This window comes from Rhizobium sp. 3T7 (assembly GCF_020166565.1).
GTDB lineage: Bacteria > Pseudomonadota > Alphaproteobacteria > Rhizobiales > Rhizobiaceae > Rhizobium.
This window is the reverse complement of sequence record NZ_JAIQXS010000020.1, coordinates 75,044-100,822: the sequence shown is the minus strand read 5'-3', so window position 1 is coordinate 100,822 and position 25,779 is coordinate 75,044. Positions and strand designations below refer to the sequence as shown.

At 60.2% G+C, this 25,779-nt stretch carries 27 protein-coding genes and 3 pseudogenes; 12 read left to right on the top strand and 18 right to left on the bottom strand.

Going from position 1 to position 25,779, the window contains the following annotated elements:
- Positions 1 to 40: 40 nt before the first annotated feature.
- The 9 genes and pseudogenes from K9B32_RS23195 to K9B32_RS23155 form a co-directional block, all read left to right on the top strand.
- Positions 41 to 2,248, top strand: coding sequence for a DUF3604 domain-containing protein (locus K9B32_RS23195; protein ID WP_224566410.1), 2,208 nt, complete (start codon positions 41 to 43; stop codon positions 2,246 to 2,248).
- A 13-nt stretch (positions 2,249 to 2,261) separates the two neighbouring features.
- Positions 2,262 to 3,242 carry a peptidyl-prolyl cis-trans isomerase gene (locus K9B32_RS23190; RefSeq protein WP_224566408.1) on the top strand — a complete coding sequence of 327 codons (981 nt, stop codon included), beginning with the start codon at positions 2,262 to 2,264 and terminating at the stop codon, positions 3,240 to 3,242.
- Positions 3,239 to 4,252, top strand: coding sequence for a HupE/UreJ family protein (locus tag K9B32_RS23185; RefSeq protein ID WP_224566405.1), 1,014 nt, complete (start codon positions 3,239 to 3,241; stop codon positions 4,250 to 4,252). Before K9B32_RS23190 ends, K9B32_RS23185 begins: the two co-directional genes overlap by 4 nt.
- A 121-nt stretch (positions 4,253 to 4,373) precedes the next feature.
- Positions 4,374 to 4,643, top strand: coding sequence for a hypothetical protein (locus tag K9B32_RS23180; protein ID WP_224566386.1), 270 nt, complete (start codon positions 4,374 to 4,376; stop codon positions 4,641 to 4,643).
- Between the two features lie 60 nt (positions 4,644 to 4,703).
- Positions 4,704 to 5,132, top strand: a complete 429-nt coding sequence (locus tag K9B32_RS23175; protein ID WP_224566384.1) for a cysteine rich repeat-containing protein — start codon at positions 4,704 to 4,706, stop codon at positions 5,130 to 5,132.
- Positions 5,133 to 5,159: 27 nt separating this feature from the next.
- Positions 5,160 to 5,729 carry an OmpA family protein gene (locus tag K9B32_RS23170; protein WP_224566445.1) on the top strand — a complete coding sequence of 190 codons (570 nt, stop codon included), beginning with the start codon at positions 5,160 to 5,162 and terminating at the stop codon, positions 5,727 to 5,729.
- 31 nt (positions 5,730 to 5,760) lie between these two features.
- Positions 5,761 to 6,453, top strand: a complete 693-nt coding sequence (locus tag K9B32_RS23165; protein WP_224566382.1) for a hypothetical protein — start codon at positions 5,761 to 5,763, stop codon at positions 6,451 to 6,453.
- Between the two features lie 96 nt (positions 6,454 to 6,549).
- Positions 6,550 to 7,059 carry an ion channel gene (locus K9B32_RS23160; protein ID WP_224566381.1) on the top strand — a complete coding sequence of 170 codons (510 nt, stop codon included), beginning with the start codon at positions 6,550 to 6,552 and terminating at the stop codon, positions 7,057 to 7,059.
- A gap of 247 nt (positions 7,060 to 7,306) precedes the next feature.
- Positions 7,307 to 7,689: pseudogene (locus K9B32_RS23155) on the top strand (IS110 family transposase); the annotation flags it as partial.
- Positions 7,690 to 7,903: 214 nt separating this feature from the next.
- Here the strand turns inward: K9B32_RS23155 and K9B32_RS23150 are convergent.
- Complete coding sequence (locus tag K9B32_RS23150) at positions 7,904 to 9,526, bottom strand: DUF1254 domain-containing protein (RefSeq protein ID WP_224566379.1); 1,623 nt, start codon at positions 9,524 to 9,526, stop codon at positions 7,904 to 7,906.
- 325 nt (positions 9,527 to 9,851) lie between these two features.
- On the opposite strand from K9B32_RS23150, the gene K9B32_RS23145 reads away from it, so the two are divergent.
- Positions 9,852 to 10,400, top strand: coding sequence for a GNAT family N-acetyltransferase (locus K9B32_RS23145; RefSeq protein WP_224566377.1), 549 nt, complete (start codon positions 9,852 to 9,854; stop codon positions 10,398 to 10,400).
- Positions 10,401 to 10,413: 13 nt separating this feature from the next.
- Here K9B32_RS23145 and K9B32_RS23140 read toward each other — a convergent pair.
- The 15 genes and pseudogenes from K9B32_RS23140 to K9B32_RS23070 form a co-directional block, all read right to left on the bottom strand.
- Positions 10,414 to 10,569, bottom strand: a pseudogene (locus K9B32_RS23140) (IS5/IS1182 family transposase); the annotation flags it as partial.
- 8 nt (positions 10,570 to 10,577) lie between these two features.
- A pseudogene (locus tag K9B32_RS23135) lies at positions 10,578 to 10,706 on the bottom strand (transposase); the annotation flags it as partial.
- A gap of 190 nt (positions 10,707 to 10,896) precedes the next feature.
- On the bottom strand, positions 10,897 to 11,889 hold the full coding sequence (locus K9B32_RS23130) for a dihydroxyacetone kinase subunit DhaK (RefSeq protein ID WP_224566374.1): 993 nt from the start codon (positions 11,887 to 11,889) through the stop codon (positions 10,897 to 10,899).
- Between the two features lie 59 nt (positions 11,890 to 11,948).
- Positions 11,949 to 12,359: a hypothetical protein gene (locus tag K9B32_RS23125; RefSeq protein ID WP_224566372.1), complete on the bottom strand. Its 411-nt coding sequence runs from the start codon at positions 12,357 to 12,359 to the stop codon at positions 11,949 to 11,951.
- 1 nt (position 12,360) lies between these two features.
- Positions 12,361 to 13,941: a putative PEP-binding protein gene (locus K9B32_RS23120; protein ID WP_224566370.1), complete on the bottom strand. Its 1,581-nt coding sequence runs from the start codon at positions 13,939 to 13,941 to the stop codon at positions 12,361 to 12,363.
- Complete coding sequence (locus K9B32_RS23115; protein WP_224566368.1) at positions 13,925 to 14,269, bottom strand: HPr family phosphocarrier protein; 345 nt, start codon at positions 14,267 to 14,269, stop codon at positions 13,925 to 13,927. Before K9B32_RS23115 ends, K9B32_RS23120 begins: the two co-directional genes overlap by 17 nt.
- Positions 14,269 to 14,667, bottom strand: a complete 399-nt coding sequence (gene dhaM / locus K9B32_RS23110; RefSeq protein ID WP_224566366.1) for a dihydroxyacetone kinase phosphoryl donor subunit DhaM — start codon at positions 14,665 to 14,667, stop codon at positions 14,269 to 14,271. The genes K9B32_RS23115 and dhaM overlap by 1 nt, the downstream gene beginning before the upstream one ends.
- Positions 14,664 to 15,278: a dihydroxyacetone kinase subunit DhaL gene (dhaL, locus tag K9B32_RS23105; RefSeq protein ID WP_224566364.1), complete on the bottom strand. Its 615-nt coding sequence runs from the start codon at positions 15,276 to 15,278 to the stop codon at positions 14,664 to 14,666. The genes dhaM and dhaL overlap by 4 nt, the downstream gene beginning before the upstream one ends.
- Positions 15,279 to 15,304: 26 nt before the next feature.
- A complete protein-coding gene (locus K9B32_RS23100) occupies positions 15,305 to 16,945 on the bottom strand; it encodes a dihydroxyacetone kinase subunit DhaK (protein ID WP_224566361.1) in 1,641 nt (546 codons plus the stop codon).
- Between the two features lie 48 nt (positions 16,946 to 16,993).
- Positions 16,994 to 18,001 carry an ABC transporter ATP-binding protein gene (locus tag K9B32_RS23095; protein ID WP_224566359.1) on the bottom strand — a complete coding sequence of 336 codons (1,008 nt, stop codon included), beginning with the start codon at positions 17,999 to 18,001 and terminating at the stop codon, positions 16,994 to 16,996.
- On the bottom strand, positions 17,994 to 19,091 hold the full coding sequence (locus K9B32_RS23090) for an ABC transporter ATP-binding protein (protein ID WP_224566357.1): 1,098 nt from the start codon (positions 19,089 to 19,091) through the stop codon (positions 17,994 to 17,996). Before K9B32_RS23090 ends, K9B32_RS23095 begins: the two co-directional genes overlap by 8 nt.
- 3 nt (positions 19,092 to 19,094) lie before the next feature.
- Complete coding sequence (locus K9B32_RS23085) at positions 19,095 to 19,307, bottom strand: hypothetical protein (protein ID WP_224566355.1); 213 nt, start codon at positions 19,305 to 19,307, stop codon at positions 19,095 to 19,097.
- Positions 19,304 to 20,257 carry a carbohydrate ABC transporter permease gene (locus K9B32_RS23080; RefSeq protein WP_224566353.1) on the bottom strand — a complete coding sequence of 318 codons (954 nt, stop codon included), beginning with the start codon at positions 20,255 to 20,257 and terminating at the stop codon, positions 19,304 to 19,306. The genes K9B32_RS23085 and K9B32_RS23080 overlap by 4 nt, the downstream gene beginning before the upstream one ends.
- Positions 20,254 to 21,222, bottom strand: a complete 969-nt coding sequence (locus K9B32_RS23075; protein ID WP_193385379.1) for a carbohydrate ABC transporter permease — start codon at positions 21,220 to 21,222, stop codon at positions 20,254 to 20,256. The genes K9B32_RS23080 and K9B32_RS23075 overlap by 4 nt, the downstream gene beginning before the upstream one ends.
- Before the next feature lie 101 nt (positions 21,223 to 21,323).
- The gene (locus tag K9B32_RS23070; protein ID WP_224566351.1) at positions 21,324 to 22,649 is read right to left on the bottom strand and encodes an ABC transporter substrate-binding protein; all 1,326 of its coding nucleotides are present in this window, start codon (positions 22,647 to 22,649) and stop codon (positions 21,324 to 21,326) included.
- 227 nt (positions 22,650 to 22,876) lie between these two features.
- Between K9B32_RS23070 and K9B32_RS23065 the strand changes: the two genes are divergently transcribed.
- On the top strand, positions 22,877 to 23,215 hold the full coding sequence (locus K9B32_RS23065) for an FCD domain-containing protein (protein WP_263491060.1): 339 nt from the start codon (positions 22,877 to 22,879) through the stop codon (positions 23,213 to 23,215).
- A gap of 174 nt (positions 23,216 to 23,389) precedes the next feature.
- Positions 23,390 to 23,779 carry a RidA family protein gene (locus K9B32_RS23060; RefSeq protein ID WP_224566349.1) on the top strand — a complete coding sequence of 130 codons (390 nt, stop codon included), beginning with the start codon at positions 23,390 to 23,392 and terminating at the stop codon, positions 23,777 to 23,779.
- Positions 23,780 to 23,791: 12 nt separating this feature from the next.
- On the opposite strand, the gene K9B32_RS23055 is transcribed toward K9B32_RS23060, so the two are convergent.
- A complete protein-coding gene (locus K9B32_RS23055) occupies positions 23,792 to 24,373 on the bottom strand; it encodes an NAD(P)H-dependent oxidoreductase (protein WP_224566347.1) in 582 nt (193 codons plus the stop codon).
- Complete coding sequence (locus K9B32_RS23050; protein WP_224566345.1) at positions 24,370 to 25,779, bottom strand: FAD-binding oxidoreductase; 1,410 nt, start codon at positions 25,777 to 25,779, stop codon at positions 24,370 to 24,372. The genes K9B32_RS23055 and K9B32_RS23050 overlap by 4 nt, the downstream gene beginning before the upstream one ends.

Genomic DNA, 25,779 nt, shown 5'->3' with positions numbered 1-25,779 from the left:
ATAACGACGGCAAATTCATCCCACATGAAGGGTCGAAGCAATGCGCAGGTCGAACCTACCAATTCTCTTGCTATCCTCTACGGTTTTGACGGTCAGCGTCGGAGCGGCCTCGGCCCAGGAGCGCCATGCCTACTTCGGACAGACCCACCAGCACACGAGCTGGTCGCTTGATGCCTACATCATCGGAAACACCGTGACCGGACCTGAAGAGGCCTACCAGTACTCGATGGGGCAGACCATCAAGCATCCGGCCGGCTTCGACGTGAAGATCAAGACACCCCTCGATTTTCAAGGGGTGACCGATCACTCGGAATATGTCGGCGTCGTTCGTCTTGCCAATGATCCCACGTCGCCGATCAGCAAGCTGCCGATCGCCGCGAAGCTGAAGGTGACCAAAGACAACAGCGCAATGAAGATCTTCGAGTTCCTGGCCGGCAGCATTGCCAAACACCAGCCAATCACCGAACTCCTTGATCCGGCAACGGCAGACACGGTGTGGAAGCAAAACACCGCCATCGCCGAGAGGTACAACAAGCCGGGAACGTTCACCACCTTCTGTTCGTACGAGTGGACGTCGATGCCCAATAACCAGAACATGCATCGAAACGTCTTCTTCAAAGACTGCGCGAAGATTCCGCAAGCCCCGTTCTCCGCAATCCAATCCGACCATCCCGAAGACCTCTGGACGTGGATGGACGGTCAGCGAAAGGCCGGGAACGAGGTGCTGGCCATCTCGCATAATGCCAACCTTTCGAACGGCATCATGTTTCCGACCGATGTCGACAGCAAGGGCACCCCGCTCGATGCCGGCTGGGCTCAGCAGCGCATGACCAACGAACCGCTCACGGAACTCAAGCAGGCGAAGGGTGCCTCCGAGACTCATCCGGACCTGTCGCCGAACGACGAGTTCGCCAACTTCGAGATCATGAACTACCTGATCGGGCTCGATAACAGCACGTCCAGGCTGCACGGGAGCTATGCCCGGGAAGCCTATGAGAACGGCTTGGCGATGCAGGCGACCCGCGGCTACAACCCCTACAAGTTCGGGGTGGTCGGCGCCGGGGACTCGCACAACACCGTCACCGCTTATTCGCAATCGAACTTTTTCGGCGATCATGGCCTCGTCGACGCGACGCCCGCCTCACGACTGGCGGGAAAGGTCGAATCCGGCATGAACATCCTCGAGACCGGAACCTCGGGCCTGACCGTTGTCTGGGCCGAACAGAACTCCCGCGATTCAATCTTCAATGCCATGCAGCGCAAGGAGGTCTACGCCACCAGCGGTGTTCGCATCCAGGCACGGATGTTTGGCGGCTGGGACTACGACAAGGGCGTTCTCGCCAACGCGGATTGGGCGAAGACCGCCTATGCCGGGGGTGTCCCGATGGGAGGCGATCTGCCTGCCGCCGACGACAAGGTTCCCTCCTTCATCGTATCGGCGGTGAAGGATCCCGACGACGGTAATCTCGATCGGATCCAGATCGTCAAGGGTTGGACCAAGCAAGGCCAGATCTTCGAAAAGATCTTCGACGTCGCCTGGGCAGGAAACCGGCAGCCCGATCCGGTCACCGGCAAGCTGCCCCCGATTGGAAGCACCGTCGATATCACCAAGGCGACCTACACCAACGATATCGGCGCGGTGGAACTGAAGGCGGTCTGGACTGACCCCGAGTTCGACCCGAGCCTGCACGCCTTCTACTACTCGCGCGTCCTGCAGATCCCGACACCGCGCTGGAGCACGTACGACGCCGTCAAGCTCGGCATTCTTCCACCCAGCAGCGTGGCCGCCACGGTTCAAGAGCGCGCATGGACATCGCCAATCTGGTACACGCCGACGCCTGCGGCCGTCGCCAAGGCCGAGCGCGGTCTGACCGTCGAAGATCTGACCAAGGCAGGAGCCGTCGCGCTCACCAACGATCAACTGAAGGAACTCGTCGTCGGCAAGACGTTCAAAGTCCGCAACAGGGTCACCAACCAGAATTTCGATGTCCTGTTCGGCGAGCATGGACAGCGCGTCATAACCGAGCTGAACGGTGGCCCGCCCAAAGCGGACGATGTCCTGCAGATCATGCATCCAAGCACGTCAGGATCGACCGCCGACTATGAAATCAAGGACGGCCACATCGTCACGACGATCGATGGAACCCCGTTCGAACTGACGGTCTACACATCGGGCGACAAGTACGTGGCCGCTCGGAGCAACGAATTCGGCTACGCCAACTACGAAGTCCAGGCCATCATCCGGTAAAGGAGGCAGTCCGATGAAACTGTTTCCTATCGCACCTGACGCCTCCGACGTGCGTGCCGGGGGGGCGACGAAGAGCAGGTGGCGGAGAGCTCTCGGCGAACCGCTGCTTCATTTCCTCGTCGTCGGCGGATTCCTGTTCGGCGCATACCAGCTACCGACGCCTCCGCAGGGGGAGGGCGAGGCGAATACCAACCAGATCGTTTTGACGAAGGACGACGTTCGGCAACTGGCCATCAGCTGGCTGGCGCAGGGAAGATCGTCGCCGACGACGGAACAGGTACGCGGTCTCGTCGATCAGAAGGTGACTGAGGAAATTCTCTTCCGGGAAGCGGTGGCCCTCGGACTTGACCGCGACGACGAGGTGGTCAAGCGCAGGCTGGCACAGAAGATGGACTTTCTCGCCTCCGATGTCGCCTCGATGCAAGAACCGACGGATGCTGACCTGAAGGCATGGTTCGACAAGAATTCCGAGACCTTCGCGTTACCCGCGCATGCAACTTTCAGGCATCTCTACTTCTCCACGGACAAACACGGGAAGGGAACGGAGGAGGCCGCAGCGGCAGCTCTCGCTCTCGTCGAAGGCAAGTCGCCGGACTCGAGCGAAGTTGCCGCAAGCGGCGATCCTTTCATGTTCCAGACCCACTATGGCGACGCGACGCCCGAGCAGATGGCCAAGGAATTCGGACCGGAGTTCTCCAAGGCGCTGTTTCAGCTCACGCCAGGCAAGTGGGTCGGCCCTGTCAAATCGGGATATGGATGGCATCTCGTCTGGATCGATTCCATCGAGCCGGGGCGCATTCCGAGCTACGCAGAGGTGATGCCCAACGTGAAGGCCGGTTGGGTTCAGGACCAATATCAAGAGATAAAGCGTACCTCTCTGGAGGAAATGCGGTCCCGTTACTCGGTTATCGTTCCCCCAATCGAGGCCGCCGACTTTCAAGACCTACAGGTTCCCCCCGGATACAACCTCGCGCTTGAGGTGTCCGCGCAATGAGCGTCCTACGGATATTGCCCACGTTGTTCGTCGGCATCTTTGCGGTCTTCGTTGGGCTTGCCGGGGCGGTCACCGCCCATGAGATACGGCCCGCCTATCTTCAGATCGACGAGATGGCCGCAAACCGCTACAAGGTCGTCTGGCGGACGCCCATGCTGTCGGGCATGCGCCTTCCGGTAGCCCTGCGGCTTCCAGACAGCGTTCGCAACCTGACGACGCCAACCGAACGCGATCTTCCGGATTCGCTCGTCGAGACGCGCGTTGTTGAGACGGCGGATGGAAGCCTTGCGGGCGAGCGTGTGGAGTTCGTCGGTCTGCAGGCGACGATCACCGATGTGCTGGTCCGCGTTCACATGCTGGATGGAGCGGTCACGACGACGATGATCCATCCTTCGCAGCCGTGGGTCGACGTCGCTTCCCGGCCGGGACGGCTCGACGTGGCGAAGACGTTCATCATGCACGGGATCGACCATATCCTGTTCGGTTACGACCACCTGCTCTTTGTCCTTGCGCTGATGTTCATCGCGCGAAGCTGGCGGGCGTTGCTGTTGACGGTGACGGCGTTCACCGCGGCGCATTCCATCACGCTGACGCTGGCGACCCTCGGGTTCGTTCACGTTCCCGGACCGCCCGTCGAAGCGGCGATCGCCTTCAGCATCCTGCTGCTCGCCTGCGAGATCATCCGTATCCAGAACGGCCAGACAAGCCTGACGGCGCAACGACCCTGGATGGTGGCCTTCGCCTTTGGGCTGCTGCATGGGCTGGGCTTTGCAGGAGCGCTGTCGGAGTTGGCCCTTCCGGCCGGAGACATTCCGCTCGCACTGCTGTTCTTCAATGTGGGCGTCGAGATTGGGCAGTTGATGTTCATCGCCGCGGTGATCGGACTGATCGCGCTGGTAAGGCTGGCGAGATATCCGGCGTGGCTTGGCCGCCATGCCTTCACCACGGCGACCTACGCGATCGGAGCAATGTCGGCATTCTGGTTCGTCGAGCGCGTGGCTGCGTTTTGAGTCCGCTCCAAGCACTTCGCGAGCGTTTGTTACCTTCAGTGACGGCCCGGCCCAGTAGGAGAGATTTGCATCAGCATGAGATCGCCTGTTGTGAGGCGACGTACGCGAACGGACAAACCGGATGGGAAACGGTGTTGAATTCGTGAAGAGCTCATTCAACGAGCACGCCAAAGTTATCGAGGAACTCGCCGCCCGCGACGAGGGGTTTTGCGACATGTGCGACGACTTTCTGACTGCGCATGACGAGAAACTGCAGTGGGAGCGATCTTCCGCTCCGGAGCGTGACGAGCGCATCGGCGAGTACGAGGAGCTCATCGTGGGTCTCCGGATCGAGATCGAACAGACCATCAATAGAGCCGCCGTCTCCCCGCTCAAACCGCCAAGGCGATAAAGCCGACCCCGCATACGACGGAAATGACCACTTCAGATCAATCGCTCTAGGAAAGGAACAATGATGAGAGACAGAGTTGGTATCTTCGCAGGGGCGGCGCTCGCTGCCTTCCTCTCAATGACGGCCGTCGGCAAGGCAGATACGATCAGCTACGCCGATGCAGTGACGACGCTCGCCAAGGAGTGCGGCGCCGACATCAAGAAGTTCTGCAATGGCGAGAACCTCGGCAACGGCCGCATCCAGGCCTGTCTCGAGAAGAACGCATCCAAGGTTTCCCCAACGTGTACCTCGACGCTCGCGAGCGTCATGTCGTCGATCGCCCAGCGCCAGGAGGCGCAGGCGTCGGCGTTCAAGGTCTGCCAGCATGACATCTCTCAGTACTGCAACGGCGTGAAGGGCGACGGGAACATTCTGTCCTGCCTCGTCGAGACGAAGCGCGTCGACAACAGGGAATGCAACCAAGCAATTACCGACGCCGGATGGCGGTGAACCATGACCGGAAAGAGGGAAAACAACATGATCGCTCACGGCCTTCGCATTTCAATGGCACTCGGCCTGCTTCTGGCTCCGAGCATCGCTTCCGCCCAGCAGCTCGACAACAGTCAGATCATGAGCACGCTCGGACAGGTCAAGGCGGCCGCATCTGCCGTCGATGTCGCTCTTCTGGTGGAAGAAGCGAACGCCAACGTCGGTAAAGGCGTCGCAGCGCTGCCCAACTGGAGCAAGCTGTCAGAGCTCTCGCAGTTGATCGTCGAGATCGATTTCGAAAACAACTCGACTGCCATCGAGCCGAAATCCTACCGCACCGTGGGGCTGATCGCGGATGCACTGCATCATCCGGATCTGTTCCGCTACAAGTTCCTCATTGTCGGGCATTCCAGTGCGACAGGAACGGCCAAGCACAATCTCGAACTCAGCCAGAAGCGCGCCGACGCAATCAACGAGGCGCTGTCGACCACCTTCGCAGTTTCGCCAGATCGCTTGTTTTCGGTCGGTGCCGGCGAGGAATGGCCGATCGATCCGGGCCACCCGGAGGCGGCAGACAACCGACGTGTTCAACTGATCAATCTGGGACTGTTGAAATAACGCCATTTAGTGGAAAAACGGGAGGAAGCAGATGCTTAAAATCTCCGATATGTTCATGATCGCAATCGCAGCAGGCCTTCTATCGTCAACGCCGGTTCTCGCGCAGGACGCCATCTCGGCACCTGCGCAAAAGACCATCGGCGCGACCAAGTCAAAAATGGTGCCGTCGCTGGCCGTCCTCAATTCCGGAGGCGCAAAGCTTGAGAACGGCAAGCTGACGATGAGCGGCATCTCGGCGGTGTCTATCGTGTTTGCCGACCGCCCGGTGCGCTCTGCAGGTCATGTCTTAACTTCCGAGTTCATCAAGCAGTGGGATGAAGGCCCGGACAGTTTCGCCAAGGATCCGCCCAATGCGACGATTTCGGTCCTGAGCGGCAAGGGCGATACCGTCGCCGATGCCGTCGTCGTCCTGAAGACACCGAAGCTCGAAGGCGCAAACCTGACCTTTGAGGTCGCCATCCTAGAAGGCGATCTCGCGGGTGCCGATGGTCCTGCATCGCTGTTCATCGACTGGTTTGCGGCGCGTGGTCCTTACGGGGGCGTTGCCGTCGGGGGCGCTGGTTTCCGTGCTCCGGTCTGGCGTGGCGGATGGTACGCACATCCTGGCGCATATTACGGAGCCGGCGTTGTCGCAGGAGCAGCAATCGGTGCCGCGGTCGCTGAGGATCGTCGCTACTACCCGCCTCCGGCATGCGGATATTACCCCTATCCTCCCTGCTACTAGCGCCTGGGTGCAGCAACATGCCCGTGCTGGTGTCGGCCCGGTGGGAGGCCTTCAAAACGCCTCCCACCGCAGGTGACAAGACTGAGGACCTCGCGATTGGACCATCTAACGAACCCGAACCCAGTCCTGGAAATTCTCGTCGGCACCGTGTTTCTGATCGTGGTCATCTTCGTGCATGGCGTGGGTATCCGGAGCATCAGCCTTCAGTTCAGCAAATCTTGGGCACACGTCACCAGCGCCACGCCGCATTGGCGGCTGAACGTGATGCTGGCGGTGACGATCGCTGCGCTGGCGATCCTGCATTTCGCAGAAACACTGATCTGGGCGGTACCGCTCTATGTCAGGGAGATCATCCCCTCGATGCGCGACAGCTACTACTACGTGCTGGAGAGCTACACGACGCTCGGAGAGGGCAACGTCAGCCTGCCGGATCGATGGCGGCTCCTAGGGCCGATCATCGGCATGTCGGGGCTGTTCACTTTCGGCTGGACCGGAAGTGTTCTGGTCAGCATCATGACCGACTTCGGAAAGTTCGACCGACTGCAGGCGAAACGAGAACGCGTGGAGGAGGACAAGGAGGAGGCAGAAGGCCGACCTCTGCGTTAATGCTGCCATTTGAAAATGCGGACCTATGCAGATCCAATGAGGAGCGTGGATAGCGATCAGCGCTGTGGCAAGGTGAGGTCGCTTAACCACAAACACCCTACCTTGGAGGAAGCATGCCCGTTGCAGCTCACCGATCCGAAGCAACCTCCATCTGTAACGCGGGGTGAGCCACCTTCACTGCAAGAACGACGGTCTCAGCCAATCGAAATGGCCAATCATCTCGCTGTCGCCGGGTGGTGGCGAGAAGATGTCTAAGCATGCGGTGGAAACCGGCGGCGTCGCCGGTATGTTGGCGCGTTTTGCCGAACTGGGGAGGACGGCGCGGGCGCGAACCGGGCGGTGCTTTCCGATCATTGTCGTCCAGGAGCTGGGCTCGACTGCTTCTGGATCCATCGCGTGTTGGAGGCCGAGGGGATCGAAAGCCACGTCGTCGATCCGGCCTCGATTGCAACCTCGCGCCGACGGCGCCGGGCCAAGACCGATCTGATCGATGGCGAAGCGCTGGTCCGGGCGCTGCACGCCCATCAGAGGGGCGAGCAGCGGGTATGTGCGATGGTCCGGGAGCCGACGCCCGAGGAAGAGGACCGCCGCCGCTTCTGGCGTGAGCGCAATGACCATTTGGGGTCCAAGGAGACGAGGCCTGGGCCCGAAGCTGCCCAAGGGCCGACCCGCAAGGACCGCAAATCGGATCAGGAAGCGATCACACCCGAGGCGCCTGGGTAGCGAAACACGTTTATTCGACTAAGTTTTGGTCCCGCGAACAGCCGTTCGAAATCGAGGATGGACGAATCGGCCAAGAGGGGGGTCGCGTCCCTGACACGTTGCTATCGCGTTTGCTCGCTGATCACTTAACGACTTCGACCTCGCTCGGCCGCCAGGTCTTGGCGAAAAACGGTTCAAGCGGGCTGTAAAGCCGCAGGCACGGGATAAAACCCTTTCCGGGTATCGTTTGAATCCAATTGCCTCGTTTGACATTCGCTGGCTGCGTCGGGCCGAAGAAGATTGTCGTCGTGCCGTCGGTGTCCGCTTCTGCGGCGGGTGACGGAAAACTTTGGCTGCCCGCGCGTGGGTAGCGCTGCGGCGTGTCGAGCATCGAGCGTGTCATGTTGTCGTAGAGCGTGAACGACCAGAAGTTCGCCTGGGGGATGTCCTTCGGCAAGGTAACCTTGTAGGTCTTGCCGCCGTCGAAGGGCTCCTTATCTGCGTCGACCATCGTCCACAGGTACGTCGAACCAATGCCGGGCAGACGCATGGCCATTGCGGGCGTGATCCCGGTGACGCCATAGAAGAAGTCCGTTCGCGCATCGAGCGTGCGATAACCGGTGGGCGGGTAAGGCTTTACGCCTTCGGTTGTAATCAGCGGAATCGGCGTCTCGAACTCGTAACCGACTTCGAACAGCATGTTCTGCCAACCCGAGCCGGGGTAGTAGTACAAAGTGGGATCGCGAGGAGCCATGAACAGGGTGCGCGAAGTGGCATTGGCGAGCGCCAGCGCTTCGGTGAGAATCTTCTTCATCCGCGCATCCGGCGCGAAGGGTTTGCCCTTGATGATGCCGATGGCGGCGATCGGTCCCATCAATTCGGGATCGAGCGACCCTGCAGGCTCCTGCTGCACGACCTCGTTGAGCATCTCGTAATAGCTGAAGTCGTTCGGCGGGATGGTGTTCATCACCTTGCCGGTACCTTCGTGGAACACGGTCGGCGGCGGTGGCGTGACTTTTCCAAGCTTAGCCTTGCCGCTCAAAAACTCGGCGATGGGGGTGCCGACGCCGCCGGCCTCGTATGGATAGACCTTGGTGAATTTTCTGATCGATTCTGCCACGGGCTTGGGATCGTTGTTCTCCAGGAACGAGCGAGCAAACCATATGACGAGGCTGGTCCGGGCGCGGGCGATATTGAACCCATCGGGCAAAGGACCATCATAGCCGGGCGGCAGAATGAGGTATTTCCCGCCCTCGCCGCGATCCGGCCCAGGCAGCCCGATGTCGATGACCCAACGGAACCAGTAGTCATCGATGGCACCAAGCGCCTTGGGGGGCACCTCGAGCACCATGGGACCCTTGGTCAGGTCGAGCATGCCCATGGAATAGACGGTGTCGGCATTGGCCGTCAGGAAGAGCGACTTGGCGTCCATGAGCTCGGAAAAGACAAGGACTTCGTTATCCTTGACACCGGCGCTCAGTAGGCCCTTGTGGAGTGCGTGTATGCTGACCCCTTGCAAGGTGTTCACAAACGCCTCGAAAGCGTGCGTGAAGTCCAGATTGTCATAGACCTTGGCGATGGACTCCTTGCTCGGCATGCCGTCCTTGAAGTCAAGCGTGCCGATGCGCGTCTCGACTTTGTCCGGCGTGGTGATCGCCGGGGGAATTTCAGCAGCAGTCTGGGCGGAGGCTATGCTCCCGCCGTTGAGACTGGTTGTCGCCAGGAGAAGAGCCAGAAAGGAAAGCCTGCTTGCTGTCGATGCCATGTCATTCCCTCCACTATCAATTTTTCTAGTTGGAACGGACTGCGCATGCACGTTTCAGGCCCACAACAACCCGGGCGGAAACCTATACCTTTCGCACAGTATTTGCCGGCCGAAGCTCACAATCAGCTTGCCCGCAGAACTTGCAGCGCCATCTTCCCACGGCATCGAGAAATGGCAAGTACGTTACAGTAACATACGGCTGCTACCGAACTTCGCTCGGAATGTTGCCTCCTACGCACGGGCATAGGATCGTTAAGGTCGAGACTCAATCACAGCCAGACCACTATTATGGTAGCGAAGGTGAGCCGATTCGCTTGGAGAGTGTATGATTGCGACAGCCCGCTTGAAGCTCAGGGCCTGGCGAGAGGCGGATAAGCCCCTGTTGGGCGTTATCCACGCCGATCCGGAGGTGATGCAGTTCCTCGGCGGCATGAAGACCGCCTCTGAGACCAGCGACATCGTCGAACAACTGATGCGGCTTTCCGAAGTCGGCGAGCCGATTTTCTGGGCCGCCGAGCGTATCGGCGACGGGGCGTTGCTCGGCGCGGTCGGCCTGCACCGCCTCGGGACTGATTTCCCTTTCGGCCCGGCCCTGGAGGTGGGCTGGCGGCTTGCTCGCGACCATTGGGGCAAGGGTTATGCGACTGAAGCCGCTCGCGCCGCCCTCGACTATGCATTCGGTAGCCTGGATGCGCCGCGCGTCTACGCATTCACCGCATTGGCGAATAAGCGGTCCGAAGCCGTCATGCAGCGGTTGGGGATGAAGAAAGTCGAGGGCGGCGAATTCGCTCACCCTGACCTGCTGCCGACCGATCCGAGCTCAATGCACATGCTGTATGTCGCCGAAAGGACAGTGTGGCAGTCGGGTACCTAGAGCTTAAACTCGTTCAGAGCCAGAAGGCGTTAGCGGTAGCGAGCGCCACGCCTGAGAGGAAGTTGTCGGCGAGCTTATCGTAGCGGGTGGCGAGGCGGCGGAAGTCCTTGAGGCGGCAGAAGGCGTTCTCGATGAGGTGGCGCCCGCGGTATCGCAGCTTGTCGTAGCGGATGGCTCGCTTCTCAGTACGTGCAAAATTCCAGAGATCACCCGCCGGTCGTCCACCCGCCGCGCACCAGGTTGGTTCTTTGGAAGATACGGTTCGATCGCCGCCCACGCCTCATCCGACAGCCAGAACAACGCCATTCACCATCTCCATCTTCACGCCCACCGTGAATCAGGAAATCGAAACCACTTCAACAGGATGATTGGGTTTTGACCCTAATGAGCGTTTGCGTGGATCAGCGGAACTTCTGCTTTGGGTCGAGACGCGACCTTCGCGGTACTACGGGCAAAGAACCGGACGTGACGCAAAGGCGCTTCGCTGTGCCGATACCTAGCAGCCCCAGCGCAACGCAGCGGTTGCAACGGGCGAATCCCACAGAGAAAACTCCTCGTCCGTGAGGAAAGCAAGCGTGATGGAAAGGCCCTGCATGTCGAGCGAGGTGGCATAGGTGCCAACCAGCGAGCGCTCGATCCGCACGCCGAGCTCCGTCATGATGCGAAGAGCAGAGTTGTAGGCAAGGTACAGTTCGGCCGGTGGTGTGCCGCCAAGCCCGTTGACGAAGAGTAGTGCTTTGTCCGTGCTTCGGCTGATGTCGTCGAAGATCGCCTCACTCAGATGGCTGACGATGGTGTCGGCGTCAGAGAAGAGCTCTCTTGAATGGCCAGGCTCCCCATGAATGCCGACGCCCATTTCTATCTCGTTCGGCCCAAGTGCGAATGTCGTGCGCTGTGTGTGCGGCACCGCGACACCGCTCAGGGCAACGCCCATAGACCGGATGCGCGAGGAGAGGCTGTCGCCCACGGCCTTCAGTTCGGCGAGGCCCTGGCCCTGCTCGGCCGCGGCTCCCAGAAGCCTTTCCGTTATTAGCGTGCCGGCAACGCCGCGTCGACCGCGACCGTCGCCGGCCCTCGCCGTTTCGATGTCGTCGCTGGCAAGTACCATTTCAATTCGATGCCGGCCCGCCGCCATCTCCGCCGCCATTTCGAAGTTCATGACGTCGCCATCATAGTTCTTGACGATGAGCAGGCATCCGGCGCCAGTGTCGGCTTCTTCTATCGCGCTAACGATCTGGCCCGGCGTGGGAGATGTGAAGATATGCCCGACGCAAGCGGCATCAAGCATGCCGCGACCGACGAAGCCGACGTGCATCGGCTCGTGACCGGCGCCGCCGCCGGAGATGATCGCGACCTTGCCGGGAACCAAGTGGCGGCGGCGTATGCATTTGCGGTCGGTGCCGAACACAACGAATTCCTCATGGGCGCGCACAAAGCCTTCGACGCTTTCGGCGACCATGGTCTCCGCTGTGTTCATGAATTTCTTCATCAAGCCCCTCCCAAGGCGATGATCGTGTCAAACTTGTCGCACGTGCCACAAGCGTTTGTTCAATCCGGCGACCCGGAAATTGCGGCAATCTTCTGCACCAGATCGGCGATTGCTTCCTCCAGCAGCCGGTTGCGCCGCTCGTCGCCGAAATCAGGCACCATCAGCGAAAGGTGCCTCAGTTTTTCCGAGGCGCCAAGCTCCGGCAGTTTGCCGGGATGTGCGGCCTGGTAGGCGTCCAGAAAGCGCTCCTGTTCGGCGGCGCTGAAATGGCACACCCGGACGATCGTTGCGAGATGCCGGGCAGGAAGAGGCGTCGCATAGGTCGGGCTTGTTATCTGCGTGACAAAGCTGCGATGCTTGCCGAGTTCCGTGGCCAGTCGCTGACGTGTTCCCGAAGGTCTGTTGTCGATGATCTGCGCCAGAATGGACTTATAGGCGATAATGGCGTCTTCGGTGTCTTCGCGCGCCATCTTATTCTCCGGCTGCCTTTGTCCCATCGGCGTTCAGACCGACGATTGCTGATCTTATCGCGGGAAGTCGAGCTGGCGCCACGGAAAAATGCCTGATGCCTGTGGCAAGCAGATCTGCGGTCCGGGACGGGTCTCCAGCCATATCGCCGCAGATGCTAACTGGCTTGCCGCCGGCAAGCTTCACAGACTGGGTGAGCAGGCGCAGCAGGGCCGGCACTGCCTGGGCTTGGTACAGGACAAAGTCGGCGTCCTCGCGTGGCGAAGCGACGAGATATTGCGCGAGGTCGTTCGTACCGAACGAGAAGAAGTCCGCGCTTTCGAACGCATCCAGCATGAGCGCTGCGGCCGGGACCTCTACCATCATTCCGATCGGGGGAATGCGATTCAGCACGCTGCGGCGGGCAAGCTCGCTGGATTCTTCGCGATAGATCTGCCTGATGTCTTCGACATCGGATGGGACAGTCACCATCGGCAGCATGATGCGGAGATTGCCGAAGACGGCTGCGCGCAAGAGTGCGCGGGCTTGAACGCGCGCAATCTCCGGCCGGGCAAGGAGAAGGCGGACGCCGCGCAGCGAGGACATCTCGGTGAGGCCGGAAAGCGGCTTGTCGCCGCCTATATCCAGCATGCGAATGGTTACCGACCGGCCGTCTGCCCAATCCAGGAGGCGGCGGTAGATCCCGAATTGCTTTTCTTCGTTTGCAGCATCGCCGAGGGACATCACCGCGAATTCCGAGCGCATCAACCCGATGCCAGCGGTTGTCGCAGCCGGGATCGCATCGACGTCATCGGGCGCGTTGACGTTGATGGACAACAGTACCTGCGAACCGTCGGCCGTGCGCAGATCGCCGTTGTCGACTGTCGACACGGTGCTTGTCACGGAATGGTCGAATTGGGCCGGCGTTGCCTTCTCCTTGGCTGTCTGAAGGATGACGAGGCCTGAATCGCCATCAACCCCTATGTGTTGTCCGCCCTCTGTCGCGAAACGGCCGGCGCCAATAACCATCGGGACAGACCGGGATCTGGCAAGCAGGGCGACATGGCCGACCGCGCTGCCGGCATAAAGAGCGATACCGCCACCTGCCGACCAGTCATGTGCGAGGAAGCGACTGGGCTCCATGTCTTTTCCGACATAGATGGATCCGGCAGGAAAGTCGTCGATCGGCGTTCCAGTGAGGACCGATAGGACGCGATTCTTGATGTCGAGAATGTCGACGGCACGCGCCCGCAATTGGTGTTCGGCCGAGCACTCCAGTTCGCGGATGTATCCGTCGAGTGTCCCGACCCAGGCGAACGCCACGTTTTCGCCCGCATCGATGCGCGCGCCGGCCATCTCCGCCAACGTCGGATCTTGCAGCACTTCGATCTGAAATTCGATGATATCGCGGCTCTCGGGGTCTGTGCCGGTCGCAAGGTCCTGTAGTTCGCGGATGGCCGTCTTGATCGCGTCGGCGAGCTCTGCATGGTCAAAAACGCTTGATGGCAGTGACGCGGCAGCAGCGAGCGGCTCCGCGATATAGGCCGGCCCCGACGCGACGCCCGGCGACGCGCCTGTTGCTTTCAATCTAAGCGGTGCGGCCATGTTTCTTTTCTTCATCGAAGTTGCGCTCGATGAGGTCCTTCAATGCCCGGATTGCCTCTTCTGCGAGGATTCCGTCGGCGCGGATTTTCAGTATCGATCCCTTGCGGATCCTGGCGCCCATGATCTTGATGATGCTCTTGCCATTCAGCCAGACGTCGCTGCCATTGACCGCGACTTCGATCGAGCAGGGGAACGACTTTGCCAGCCGCGTGAATGTCACAGAGGGCCGGGCGTGCAATCCCACGCCGTGCTTCACTTCGACCTCCGTCTGGCAACTGGCGTGCACCTGTTCGGCCTCCGGGTTTCCTATGCGCAATCCGCCGCTCATCAGGGTGACAGTTCCTCTGCCGTCGCTACGACCTTGGCCAGCGATGCTCCGCCAGAGGCCTCCGCAGCGGCGATGACGGCGCCTTCCACCACTGGCGCATTGCAAATTGAGACGAGCTTCGCGCGCGACAAACCCAGCATTTCGATGGCCATCTCGCTGTTGGTTTCGGCTCCGCCAAGATCGACGAAGACCGCGACACCTGCCTCTGACCAGGCCTCCTCGATGGCCTTCAGGATACCGCGGGCATCCGTGCCGAGTTCGCCTTGACTGTTGCCGCCCGACCAGGCGAGCGGCACGCTGTCGCCGACCATCTGCCGGACCATGTCGGCCGTGCCCCGCGCGACCAGCGGCGAGTGGGAGACGATCACGATCCCGACGTTTGGGGTCTTCACACTCATGCCGGGCGGTGCTCCTCAAGGTAGCGGCAAATAGCGGTTGTCAGCAGAGCGCAGCTCGAGGCGCCCGGATCGACGTGGCCAATCGAACGCTCTCCAAGGTAGGATGCGCGGCCACGCATGGCCTTCATGGCGGCGGTAAGTGCGGCGGAAAGTTCTGCCTGCCGGACGATATCCGTCAGTGGCGAACGATGCGCAAGCGCATCCTGGACCGGATACAGTACGTCGAGGAGGGTCTTGTCTCCTGCGTGCGAACGCCCGCGGCGGGCAACGGCATCGATGGCCTGCTTCAACGCTGAAGAAAAATCCTGCTCTTGATCCGATTTGCGTAGCTCGCGTCCCATCTCCATCAGCAACGTTCCGTAGAGTGGACCGGCTGCGCCGCCTATGTTCATGACCAGTGTCAGACCAATTTTCTCCAGCGCGTCGGGCAAGGGGAGGCACGCGACCGTGGCCTCTTCGGCGCTAACCGCTTCGCAACCACGCCGCATGTTGGTTCCGTGATCGCCGTCACCGATTGCGCGATCCAGGGCGCAGAGATGATCGCTGTTTGCCGCAATCGTCGCACGGCAAGCTTCAATCAATCCCGCAAGGAGAACTGGTTCTGCCTGCATCTGTTGCCTCCCAGCACCGCGCCAGCTCATGCCAGCGCTGCGACCACTTCGAATACGCCTGCCACAGCGACAGCGCCCGGATCTGGCACGCCCTCCAGATCCCTCTCGCCGACGTAGGAGGCGCGACCGGCCTTTGCCTTTCGCATTGCCTTTGTCGACTCGGCACCTGTCGCCGCAGCCTTTGCCGCTCCGGCCACATTGCCTGATGTTAAGACAGCAAGCGCCGGAGCCAGTGCGTCGACCATCGTACGGTCGCCGACACCGGCTCCGCCATAGAACGTCATCCGATCGAGCCCCGCAAGCAGGGCGGCAGCGAGATCAGCCTTTTCCGCCATGGCCTTGGATGCGGCGGTAAAGAAGATTGAGAGCAGCACGCCGCTCGAGCCGCCCATGCTGGTGCTCAGGATCTCACCGACTGAGGCCATCGTGGCTGCGGGATCCTTCAGCGGCAGCGTGTCGATGCGGGAAAGAATACTGCGCGCGCCGGTCGCCACGGTGGAGCCCGTATCGCCGTCGCCGACGCGGCTATCCAGGCGGTTCAATTCGCTCTCGAGAGAAATCAGATGCTCGCAAACGGCCGTCAGCAGACGGCGATTGTGCTTGTCGTCACTGGCCGATGTCGCTGCGTTCCGCATGGACGGCCTTTGCGGCGCAGGAACGATGGCAATTTCGTGCCGTTCGGTGGCGGGCGTCCAGGCATGCGGCGCGACGGCGGCCTTCAGCGCGGCTTCGCGGTCACCGTCCAGCCGGATGAGCGACAGGGAAAAGCCGTTCATGTTGAGTGCGGTCATCATCGGGGCCGGCCCAATGATCAGCCGAACGCGGCCGGCGATTGGTGACGATAGTACCGCGTTGGCAATGACGCCCATTTCAAGCGGCGGCACAGCGCCGAGGTTGTTGATCAACAGCGCATGATCTCCCGTGTCACCGACCTTGCCGGCCAGCCGTTCGGTCATCGTCGCAACGAGGTCGGCAACAGGTTGCAAGGAAATGCGCTCGACACCGGGTTCGCCGTGGATGCCAAGTCCGAGCTCCCCTTCGTTGGCGCCGAGCCGATCTTCATGTGTCTGACCGGGCACGCTGCAGGTCGAAAGCGACATGCCGAGGGAAACGATGTCGTGCGCCGCTGCCGCCGCCTGTGCGCTGACCGTCTTCAGGTCGGCTCCGGCTTCGGCGTGATAACCGGCGATCTTGTGCACAAACAGCGTCCCGGCAACGCCGCGAGGCTGGTTGATGCCGGGGATCGCGATATCGTCGGCAACGATCACCATCTCGACAGCGAAGCCTTCGGCACGCGCCTTTTCGGCGGCGAGGCCAAAGTTCAGCCGGTCACCCGTATAGTTCTTGACGACCAGCAGGGCGCCCTTGGGCCCGGTTACGGCACGGATTGCTGTCAGCACGGCATCGACGCTGGGCGAGGCAAAGATCTCGCCGGATACGGCAGCTGTGAGCATGCCCTTGCCGACGAAACCGGCATGCGAGGGCTCGTGACCGGCTCCGCCGCCGGAGATGATTGCGACCTTCGATTTATCCCAGTCCGCGCGCAGGATCACCTTGATGTCGGGGAAGGTATCGAGACGCGCAAGACGGCCCGCACTGCTCGTCAGGAGCAGGCCATCGAGGGCTTCGGTGACAATGGTTTCCCGGCGATTGAAGAAATGTTTCATGGAGAAAGACCCGTCTTTTATGCCATTGCGTTTGTTTCGTTCGGTTGCTTATCCAAGGCGCTGGCCGCTGGCGTCGAAATAAAGTGGATCGCGTAGCGTCAGGCTGACGCGATCCCCCGGCCGGATCGCGAGATATGGATCGGCAAGTGTGACGAGCTTGTGGTCGCGGACCCTGATGTGAAGATGGTTCTGGTCGCCCAGGTGTTCGATCCAGTCGATCTTCGCATTGGCGTTCTGATCGATGATGATATCGAGATGCTCGGTTCGCGCGCCGATCGTCTTCGTTCCCGGTGGCGGATTGGCGCCAGGAAGAAGATCAGTTGGCAAGAGGTTGATGTGCGGCTGGCCAAGACGCGCAGCGACATGAAGACTGGCGGGATTGCCGTAGATTTCGCGGGGGGTTCCGACCTGCAACAGCCTTCCTTGCGCAACGATGCCGATCCGATCCGCCATGGTCATGGCTTCGACCTGGTCGTGGGTAACGTAGAGCAGGGTCGAACCGAGCTCCTTCTGGATGCGCTTCAGTTCCAGGCGAAGTTCCGCGCGCAGTTTCGCATCGAGTGACGAGAGCGGTTCGTCCATCAGATAGATGGCGGGTTGGCGCACGAGCGCCCGGCCGATCGCAACGCGCTGCATTTCGCCGCCCGACAGACGCGTCGAACGGTTCTCCAGCTTGTGGTCGATCCTGACCATGCGGGCAATTTCCCGCACGCGGCGGTCGATCTCTTCGCTTGCGAGCTTGCGCACCGGCGCGCGCAGCGGAAAGGCAAGGTTGTCGTAAACCGTCATATGCGGATAGAGCGAATATTGCTGGAAGACGAATGCGACGTCCCTGTCGGCCGGAGCTTCGCCTGCGACGTTGCGACCGCCTATCTCGATGCGGCCGCTGTCGGGGCGCTCCAGGCCAGCAATGAGGCGCAGCGTCGTCGTCTTGCCAGCGCCGGTCGGCCCAAGCAGGACGACGAATTCGCCGTCGCGGATGCAGAGGTTGAGATCAGCGAGGGCCTGTGTCTCACCGAAGCGCTTGTTGAGGCCTTTGAGAACGACGTCAGCCATGCTGTGCCTCCGAATAGAGTGCCGAAGCGATGGCGCGGCCTGACGTGCAGTCGAACAGTGCGAGCTTGGCCGGGTTGAACTCAAGGCCAACCGTCTCGCCGATGCGGAAATTGCGGTTTGCCGGAACGCGGGCCTTGATGACGCCGCTCGATGTCTCGATTGCCACAACCTGATTGGTCCCGAGATACTCGCTGCCGTAGACCGCGCCGCGCAAAGGAGAGGTATCACTGAAGCGAATATGTTCGGGCCTGACGCCGAGCGCCAGTTCGGCTTCGGCCAGGTCCTGGTGCACTTCGGGAATGGTGACGTCGACGCCGTGAAGTGAGACCGATCGCGCGCCGGACTGGAGGCCGGAGATGAAGCGCATGAAATTCATCGGCGGCGAGCCTATGAAATCCGCGACATACATGGTGGCTGGCTTGCTGTAGATTTCCTGTGGCGTGCCGAATTGCTCGATGACACCATGGTTCATGACTGCGATCTTGTCGGCCATTGCCATTGCCTCATGCTGATCATGAGTCACGTAAACCGTCGTCGCATGGATGCGGTTATGCAGTTCGCGCAGTTCGTGAACCATGAGTTCGCGGAATTCCGCGTCGAGCGTGCCAAGCGGCTCATCCATCAGGAAGCATTTCGGGCGGCGCACGATCGCGCGCCCGAGAGCCACGCGCTGGCGGTCACCGCCGGCAAGTCCGGAGACGGATCGCTCAAGGATATGATCGATCTGCAGCAGCCGCGCGGTTTCCTCGACACGCTTTCGGATCTCAGCCTTCTGCATGCCTTGCGACAGGAGCGGGAAGCCGATGTTCTTGCGCACGTTCATATGCGGATAGAGCGCAAAAAGCTGGAACACGAAGGCAATGTCGCGGGCACTGGCGCGATTGAAGGTGACGTCTTCGCCGTCAAGATAAATCTTGCCGCTGGTCGGCAGTTCAAGTCCAGCAATCATGCGAAGTGTGGTCGTCTTGCCGCAGCCGGACGGTCCGAGCAGCGCCAGGAACTCGCCGTCATGAATGACGAAGCTTGAATCCTCGACAGCGACGAAGCTGCCGAACTGCTTGCGGAGGTTTTCGATCCTGATGTCCGCCATGGCTCACTCCGGAAACTTCGAGACGATGATGAACATGGCCGTGCCCGCGAGCAACGTCACCAGCGAGTAGGTGTAGAGCACGAGCAGGAATGGCTGGAAGAGCATCAGGAAGCCGATGGCGATCAACGCGGTCGCAATGTTCTCCATCGGCCCGCGGCGCAGGAAGAAGGGGCGCTTCGGGCGGGATGGGCGCGGGGTTTCGACGAGATGGGTCATTTGCGGACCGCTCCGAAGGTGATGCCACGCAAGAGCTGCTTGCGCAGGAGAATGGTAAAGACGAGGATCGGGATCAGGAAGATCGTTGTTCCCGCAGCGACCGCCGGCCAATCCTGACCGCCTTCGCCGATGATAGTCGGGATAAACGGCGGCGCCGTCTGGGCTTCCCCTGAGGTCAGCAGTGCTGCGAAGGCATACTCGTTCCAGGCAAAGATGAGGCAGAAAATCGCGGTGGCGGCGATGCCCGTGGTTGCCTGCGGCAGGACAACCTTCCAGAAGGCTTGCAGCCGGGTGTAGCCGTCGATCATTGCGGCTTCCTCGTATTCGCGCGGGATCTCGTCGATGAAGCCTTTGAGCAACCAGACGGCGAGCGAAACGTTGACCGCCGTGTAAAGCAGGATCATGCCAAGCGCCGTGTCGGAAAGGCCAAGCTCGCGGTACATGAGATAGATCGGGATTGCGACCGCAATGGGCGGCATCATGCGCGTCGACAGGATGAAGAACAGAAGATCGTCGGCGAGCGGTACCCTGAAACGGGAAAAACCGTAGGCGGCCAGCGTCCCCAACGATACGGCCAGAAACGTCGAGCCGAAGGCAATCACCAGAGAATTGGCAAAACGCGGCAGGAAATTCGAGGGGCCGGCGATCACCATGTTTCGCTTGCGGGTCACCTCATCGCAGGTGCCGGTCGGTGCGGGCAGGGAGGCGATGTATTCCGGCGTCTGGCGTGTTCTCGTCGTCAGAAGGTTGCAATAGCCCTCCAGCGTCGGCGTGAAGACGATCTTCGGAGGATAGCTGATGGAGTCCGGCGGAGATTTGATGCTGGTCAGGAAGATCCAGACGAGCGGGATCATCGTGATCAGGGCGTAGAGGATCACGATGGCGCCGGCGATGCGCTTGCTGGCCGGGCTCGGTTCGACGACCGAATGGGCTGAGGTAACCGAGCTCATCGTTGCTTCACCTTGTTGAGCGCTTTGACGTAAATATTCGCAAGACCGAACACGGCCACGAAGAGGATGATGGCGAAGGCCGACGCACGGCCCGTTGCCCAGCTCTCAAAGGCTGCCCGCTTCAAGGTGATGGAGGCGACCTCAGTGGTCGAGCCTGGGCCGCCACCCGTCAACAGTGTGACCATGTCGAACATCTTGAAATTCTCGATGCCGCGAAACAGCACGGCGAGCATGATGAAGGGCAGGGCCATCGGCACGGTGATCGACCAGAATTGCCGCCATGCGGAGGCGCGGTCGACCTCTGCCGCCTCGTAGATATAGTCGGGGATCGAGCGCAAACCTGCCAGGCAGATCAGCATGACATACGGCGTCCACATCCAGGTATCGACGATGATGATTGCCCAGGGCGCCAGCGAGACGCTGCCGAGCATCTGGATGTCGGCCGTCGGGATGCCGGTGACGAGGGAAACGGCGTAGGCGAAAAGACCGATCTGCGGCTCATAGAGAAAGCGCCAGAAGTTGCCGACGACGGCCGGAGACAGCATCATCGGGATCAGGATCAGCGTCGTCCAGAACGCGTGGCCGCGAAACTTGCGGTCGATAAGATAAGCAAGCGTAAAGCCGATCACCGTCTGAAGCAGGATTGTCCAGAACACGAAATGTGCCGTCGTCTGCATGGCCTGCCAGATATCGGGGTCGGTAAGGACGCGCTCGTAATTGCTCAGTCCGACGTTCTGGACCGGCGCATTTGGACGGTTGGCCCGGTAGTTCGTGAACGAGAGATAGATCGCCCAGATGAGCGGGAAGATGTTGATGGCGAGAAGCAGGACGATGGTGGGGGCGATAAACACCCAGGCGATCGCTCGATCGGATAGTCCGCGGACACGGTGAGCGACCGATGTTGGCGTCGCTCTTGCAGTCGCATCTGCTGCCTTCTCGACGATGGAGGAAGAGGAAATGTTCAACATGTCACCTGGTCTTTGCGTATGTGAGACAGGTGGCGGCCCGGCAGTCTTGGCGATCCGGGCCGCCATTCTGGCAAGAATGTTGTGCGTCCAGCCGGACACTAGATCTTGCCGTCGTCCTTGAAGACCTCGGTCCAATCCTTCACCAGGCCATCAAGCGCTTCCTGAGCCGTGCCGTTGCCGGCCACGACATAGTTATGAACGCGCTTCTGCATGTCCTGGAGGAGGGTTGCGTAGCTTGGCTCTGCCCAGAAATCTTTCACGATTGCCATGGAGTCTAGGAACGCCTGAGCATAGGGCTGGCTGGAAGCGAAGTCCGGGGCGTTCACGACCGATTTCAGGCAGGAGTAGCCGCCGAGTTGCCACCATTTGGCCTGGACGTCAGGCTGGGCGAACCACTTGATATACTGAAGGGCGGCGTCCTTCTTGTCGGAGTAGGAGACGACCGAGATGCCCTGTCCGCCGAGCTGAGCGAAATGCTTCTTTTCAGCGGGGTTGGGGAAGAAGCCGATCTTGTCGCCGCCGACCTTCTCGTCCTTGTAGAGGCCCGGCCAAGTGAAGGCGAAGTTCATCTGCATGGCGACCTGGCCGGATTTGAAGGCGTCGGCGGACTCAACCATGTAGACGTTGGAGCTGCCAGGCGGCGTGCAGCAATCATAAAGCGCCTTGTAGAATTCCAGACCTTTCACCGCATCGGGCGAATTGACGAAGCCTTCCATTTCATAGGGTTTGTCCGGGTTGTCGTACTGGAAACCCCAGTCATAGAGCACGTTCGTCACGCCCATCGTGATGCCTTCGGAGCCGCGCTCGGTGTAGATCGAAGCGCCGTAGACGGTCTTGCCATCGATTTCCCGCTTCTGGAAGAACTCGGCGATCTGCTTCAGCTCGTCGTAGGTCTTCGGCGCGGCGAGATCCCGGCCATATTTTTCCTTGAATTCTTTTTGCAACTCCGGCCGCTCGAACCAGTCCTTGCGGTAGGTCCAGCCGACGACGTCGCCCATCGCAGGCAGCGCCCAGTAGTTCGGCGTATTCTTCGGCCATTCGGAATAGCCCACGACCGTCGCCGGCACGAAGTCATCCATCTTGATGCCTTCCTTGTCGAAGAAGTCGTTGAGCTTGACGTAGTGGCCGTTTTCCGCCGAGCCGCCGATCCACTGGCTGTCGCCGATGATCAGGTCGCAGAGTTTTCCGTGGGAGTTCAGTTCGTTGAGGAACCGATCCGCATAGCTCGTCCAGGGCACGAACTCGAACTTCATTTCTGTACCGGTCTTGGCAGTGAAATCTTTCGAGAGCTCGACAAGTGCGTTCGCCGGGTCCCAGGCCGCCCAGCAGAGTGTCAGTTGGTCGGCTTTTGCGAGATTGGGCAGCGCTGACGACATGATGAATGCCGAGGCCAGCCCGAGAAGGGCTTTCGATTTCGTTTGCATACGTTCCTCCCAGAACCAAGGCCGGCTCCCCGCCGGCCGCGCAAGTCCACCCATTTCAGAGAATGCCTACATGAACTCCTCAACTCTCATGTTTAGCAATATGTTTAGTGATAGCTATTTTTATAAACATTGCAAGTGACAATCGTTGCTGCGCTGCACACCAGTACAGGACAGACTTCGAAGTCTCCCGGACACCGATCCGGGAAACGCTGCGCGAAGTCGGCGCCATGGCGCGTTTGACCGTGAGCCGAACCGAAGCGCCGTCGTTGCATCTCCACTCAATGTTGGTGGCGACGTCAAAACTGGAAGCCATCTGCGGGCGCCTGTCGGCCGAACGCATGACAGTCGAGGGGCGGCGTTTGCTCAAGCTCGAGCAGCCGGCATCGGCGAAACTCATGCATGCTGGTGCCGATGAAGAAGATGCCGCTTACTATATCGAATTCCATGCGCGCCTCCATCGCGGGGCTCACAACGACCACATATTAGAGCTGGTGACGCAGACACGTGCACGATTGGCCTGGCCGCGCGCAATTCAGCTTGCCGGGGCGCCTTGCCCGATCCTATGATGAACACAACGTCATCGTAATGGCGGTCGTGCGGGGGATGGTGAGGCAGTTAGCCAGGCCGCGTATTCCCACGTTGCGATCGTCAGCGATGCCAGCATCGTTCATACATCAACCCAAAAAGATTGATTCCTATCCGTTCCGGGATTGCAACATGTTGTTTCGCATGGATGTTTTATGAAGAACGCATTCAATCCGCCGTCTGTCCGCAAGCCCTTCGGGAACTATAATCATGGCCTGCTGGTGCCCCCAGGCGCGTCGCTTCTCGTCACCTCAGGTCAGCTCGGGATCGGCGTTGATGATACGATCCCCGATGATGTGACCGCTCAGGCCGAGCTTTGTTTCGAGGCGATCGATGCGATCCTGAAAGAGGCGGGCATGACCTTCGCGGACGTCATACGCATCTCTGGCTTTGTCACAAAGAGGGAAGACTTCCCGGCCTATATGGCGGTGCGTGATCGCTATACGCTTGACCCCAAACCCGTTTCGACGCTGATCATCGTCGGCGGGTTTACGCGGCCGGAGTTTCTGGTCGAAGTCGAGGTAACAGCAGCCAAGGTCGTTTGATCGGGCGTCGTATCAGAACCGCTCCATCGCGGTCTTCACTTTGCTGAGAAAGGCCGCCCGCGTCTGATCGGTGCAGTTGTTCATGTCGTAATGCGCCAAAAAGGTCACCGGTCTCATTGGATTGATCTGCGCACGCAGCACGCGCTTGACGATCTTCTTTGGGGGATCGCCGGCAACAAAAGCCCGGAAAGGCGTTGTGCCATAGGTCAGCACTGCACCGAGTTTGCGGATATGGCGCAGTCGCGATTCCACCTTGCCGTTGACGAGTTCGAAGGAAACGCCAGGTAGCCAGACGCGATCGAAATAACCCTTCAGGATTGCGGGAAAGCCGAAGTTCCAGACCGGTGTGACGATCACCAGCCCCTCCGCTAGTTTCAGCCGATCGACATAATCCTTCACCAGCTCCGTATTCTGGGGGTAGTCGTGGTAAACCATTCTGTCACGGCAGGAGAGCACGGGGTCGAAGTTCTCCGCGTAGAGATTGCAGTCATCGACCTCGTGTCCCGCCGTCTTCAAGCTTTCCAACGTTTGCTGGTAGAGCGCGTTGCCATAGCTTGACTCCACCGGATGCGAATGAAGGATGAGAACTCTCATGTGGCCTCCATCACGGCGGCAAGTCCGGGGAACAGATAGTTCTCACCCGATGAGAAATCGAAGTTCGGATTCTCCCAGGCGATCATCTTGCCGGGGTTGAGCAGCCCCTGCGGATCGGTCTCATGCTTGAAGGCAAGCTGAACCTTGTCCGTCTGCTTCATGCCGCCTTCCTCCAGAGTGTAGCGATGCGGGTTGAAGATCGGGCAACCATGGTCTTGATGGATCTTGATGATCTCCTCCAGCCGCTCTTCGGTCGTGTAGCGCACCAAGGGGAGACCGGAGCACTGGATCTGACCGTCGAACTTGATGAATTCGAGATGGCCGGGCACCTCGTCGCCGAAGATTTCGACCATCTTGGCAACCTTCGCTACATGGTCCGGCCCGGGGTATTGGACCTGCAAGTAGGTAAAGGCCGGATCGACCTTCAGCGCTCGCAGCGTCGTATGGTTCCACGCGAGTTCATAGGCATGTGGAATGCCCTTCATGCTCTCGACCTTATCGGAGCGGAATATGATCTCGCCCTTCTGGGCCGCGGTAAAGGCGTTAAACGCATCCATCGAGTGCGGGGCGACCATCAGCACCACAACCGACTGGCCCTGGCGAATGTAGGATTTATGACGGGCAAAGTAATCGTGTGGAATCGGTGCCGCGATCGGTGCGATTTCCTTGACGAGAATGCCGTTGCATTTTGCAAGAGCATCCGAGTAGCGCACTGCCGCCATGAAGTCGTCGTAGCCGACCAGCACGTCGACCCAATCGTATGCTGGTGCAAGTGGCATCTCGATTTCCGTGATGATGCCGTTGGTGCCGTAGGCGTGGCTGACCTTCTGCAGATCCCAACCGGTGAGATCGAGCACCCGCGGCTCTGCCTCCATGGTGACGACACGCAGCCGGATGATGTTGCCGATATCGCGAAGTCCACCCCAGGTGATCGACCCGACGCCGCCCGAACCGCCGGCAATGAAGCCGCCGATCGTTGCCGTCTGCGCTGTCGAGGGATGAAAGCGAAGTTCCTGGCCTGAATGGGCCTTGGTCTGCTTGTCGAGTTGGGCGATCACAATGCCAGGCTCGCAGATCACCCGGCCAGGATGGATCTCCTTGATCTTGTCCATGGCGGCAAGGTTGAGCACGATCCCACCGGAGAGCGGCATGGCCTGACCGTAATTGCCGGTGCCAGCGCCCCGTGGCGTTACCGGAACACCATGCGCGAAGGCGACCTTGAGGGTCTGGATCACCTCGGCTTCGTTCTTGGGTGTCACGACGAGATCGGCGGTAACGCCATCGAGCTGCGCCTTCAGGATCGGCGAATACCAGTAGAAATCGCGACTCTTCTGGCGCACCAGCGCCGGATTGTCCTCGACGGCGATGCCTTCGAGTTCCTTTTTGATCCTTTGATAATCCGGCAT

Excerpts from the sequence above, each read along its gene's own strand:
- K9B32_RS23195 (WP_224566410.1), top strand. The coding sequence starts at position 41 with ATGCGCAGGTCGAACCTACCAATTCTCTTGCTATCCTCTACGGTTTTG.
- K9B32_RS23055 (WP_224566347.1), bottom strand. The coding sequence starts at position 24,373 with ATGAGAGTTCTCATCCTTCATTCGCATCCGGTGGAGTCAAGCTATGGC.
- dhaL (WP_224566364.1), bottom strand. The coding sequence starts at position 15,278 with ATGCAGGCAGAACCAGTTCTCCTTGCGGGATTGATTGAAGCTTGCCGT.
- K9B32_RS23165 (WP_224566382.1), top strand. The coding sequence starts at position 5,761 with ATGCTTAAAATCTCCGATATGTTCATGATCGCAATCGCAGCAGGCCTT.
- K9B32_RS23120 (WP_224566370.1), bottom strand. The coding sequence starts at position 13,941 with ATGGCCGCACCGCTTAGATTGAAAGCAACAGGCGCGTCGCCGGGCGTC.
- K9B32_RS23050 (WP_224566345.1), bottom strand. The coding sequence starts at position 25,779 with ATGCCGGATTATCAAAGGATCAAAAAGGAACTCGAAGGCATCGCCGTC.
- K9B32_RS23085 (WP_224566355.1), bottom strand. The coding sequence starts at position 19,307 with ATGACCCATCTCGTCGAAACCCCGCGCCCATCCCGCCCGAAGCGCCCC.
- K9B32_RS23125 (WP_224566372.1), bottom strand. The coding sequence starts at position 12,359 with ATGGCGCGCGAAGACACCGAAGACGCCATTATCGCCTATAAGTCCATT.
- K9B32_RS23185 (WP_224566405.1), top strand. The coding sequence starts at position 3,239 with ATGAGCGTCCTACGGATATTGCCCACGTTGTTCGTCGGCATCTTTGCG.
- K9B32_RS23175 (WP_224566384.1), top strand. The coding sequence starts at position 4,704 with ATGATGAGAGACAGAGTTGGTATCTTCGCAGGGGCGGCGCTCGCTGCC.
- K9B32_RS23145 (WP_224566377.1), top strand. The coding sequence starts at position 9,852 with ATGATTGCGACAGCCCGCTTGAAGCTCAGGGCCTGGCGAGAGGCGGAT.
- K9B32_RS23095 (WP_224566359.1), bottom strand. The coding sequence starts at position 18,001 with ATGGCTGACGTCGTTCTCAAAGGCCTCAACAAGCGCTTCGGTGAGACA.
- dhaM (WP_224566366.1), bottom strand. The coding sequence starts at position 14,667 with ATGAGTGTGAAGACCCCAAACGTCGGGATCGTGATCGTCTCCCACTCG.
- K9B32_RS23060 (WP_224566349.1), top strand. The coding sequence starts at position 23,390 with ATGAAGAACGCATTCAATCCGCCGTCTGTCCGCAAGCCCTTCGGGAAC.
- K9B32_RS23190 (WP_224566408.1), top strand. The coding sequence starts at position 2,262 with ATGAAACTGTTTCCTATCGCACCTGACGCCTCCGACGTGCGTGCCGGG.
- K9B32_RS23130 (WP_224566374.1), bottom strand. The coding sequence starts at position 11,889 with ATGAAGAAATTCATGAACACAGCGGAGACCATGGTCGCCGAAAGCGTC.
- K9B32_RS23180 (WP_224566386.1), top strand. The coding sequence starts at position 4,374 with ATGGGAAACGGTGTTGAATTCGTGAAGAGCTCATTCAACGAGCACGCC.
- K9B32_RS23170 (WP_224566445.1), top strand. The coding sequence starts at position 5,160 with ATGATCGCTCACGGCCTTCGCATTTCAATGGCACTCGGCCTGCTTCTG.
- K9B32_RS23080 (WP_224566353.1), bottom strand. The coding sequence starts at position 20,257 with ATGAGCTCGGTTACCTCAGCCCATTCGGTCGTCGAACCGAGCCCGGCC.
- K9B32_RS23090 (WP_224566357.1), bottom strand. The coding sequence starts at position 19,091 with ATGGCGGACATCAGGATCGAAAACCTCCGCAAGCAGTTCGGCAGCTTC.
- K9B32_RS23150 (WP_224566379.1), bottom strand. The coding sequence starts at position 9,526 with ATGGCATCGACAGCAAGCAGGCTTTCCTTTCTGGCTCTTCTCCTGGCG.
- K9B32_RS23070 (WP_224566351.1), bottom strand. The coding sequence starts at position 22,649 with ATGCAAACGAAATCGAAAGCCCTTCTCGGGCTGGCCTCGGCATTCATC.
- K9B32_RS23065 (WP_263491060.1), top strand. The coding sequence starts at position 22,877 with ATGGCGCGTTTGACCGTGAGCCGAACCGAAGCGCCGTCGTTGCATCTC.
- K9B32_RS23100 (WP_224566361.1), bottom strand. The coding sequence starts at position 16,945 with ATGAAACATTTCTTCAATCGCCGGGAAACCATTGTCACCGAAGCCCTC.
- K9B32_RS23115 (WP_224566368.1), bottom strand. The coding sequence starts at position 14,269 with ATGAGCGGCGGATTGCGCATAGGAAACCCGGAGGCCGAACAGGTGCAC.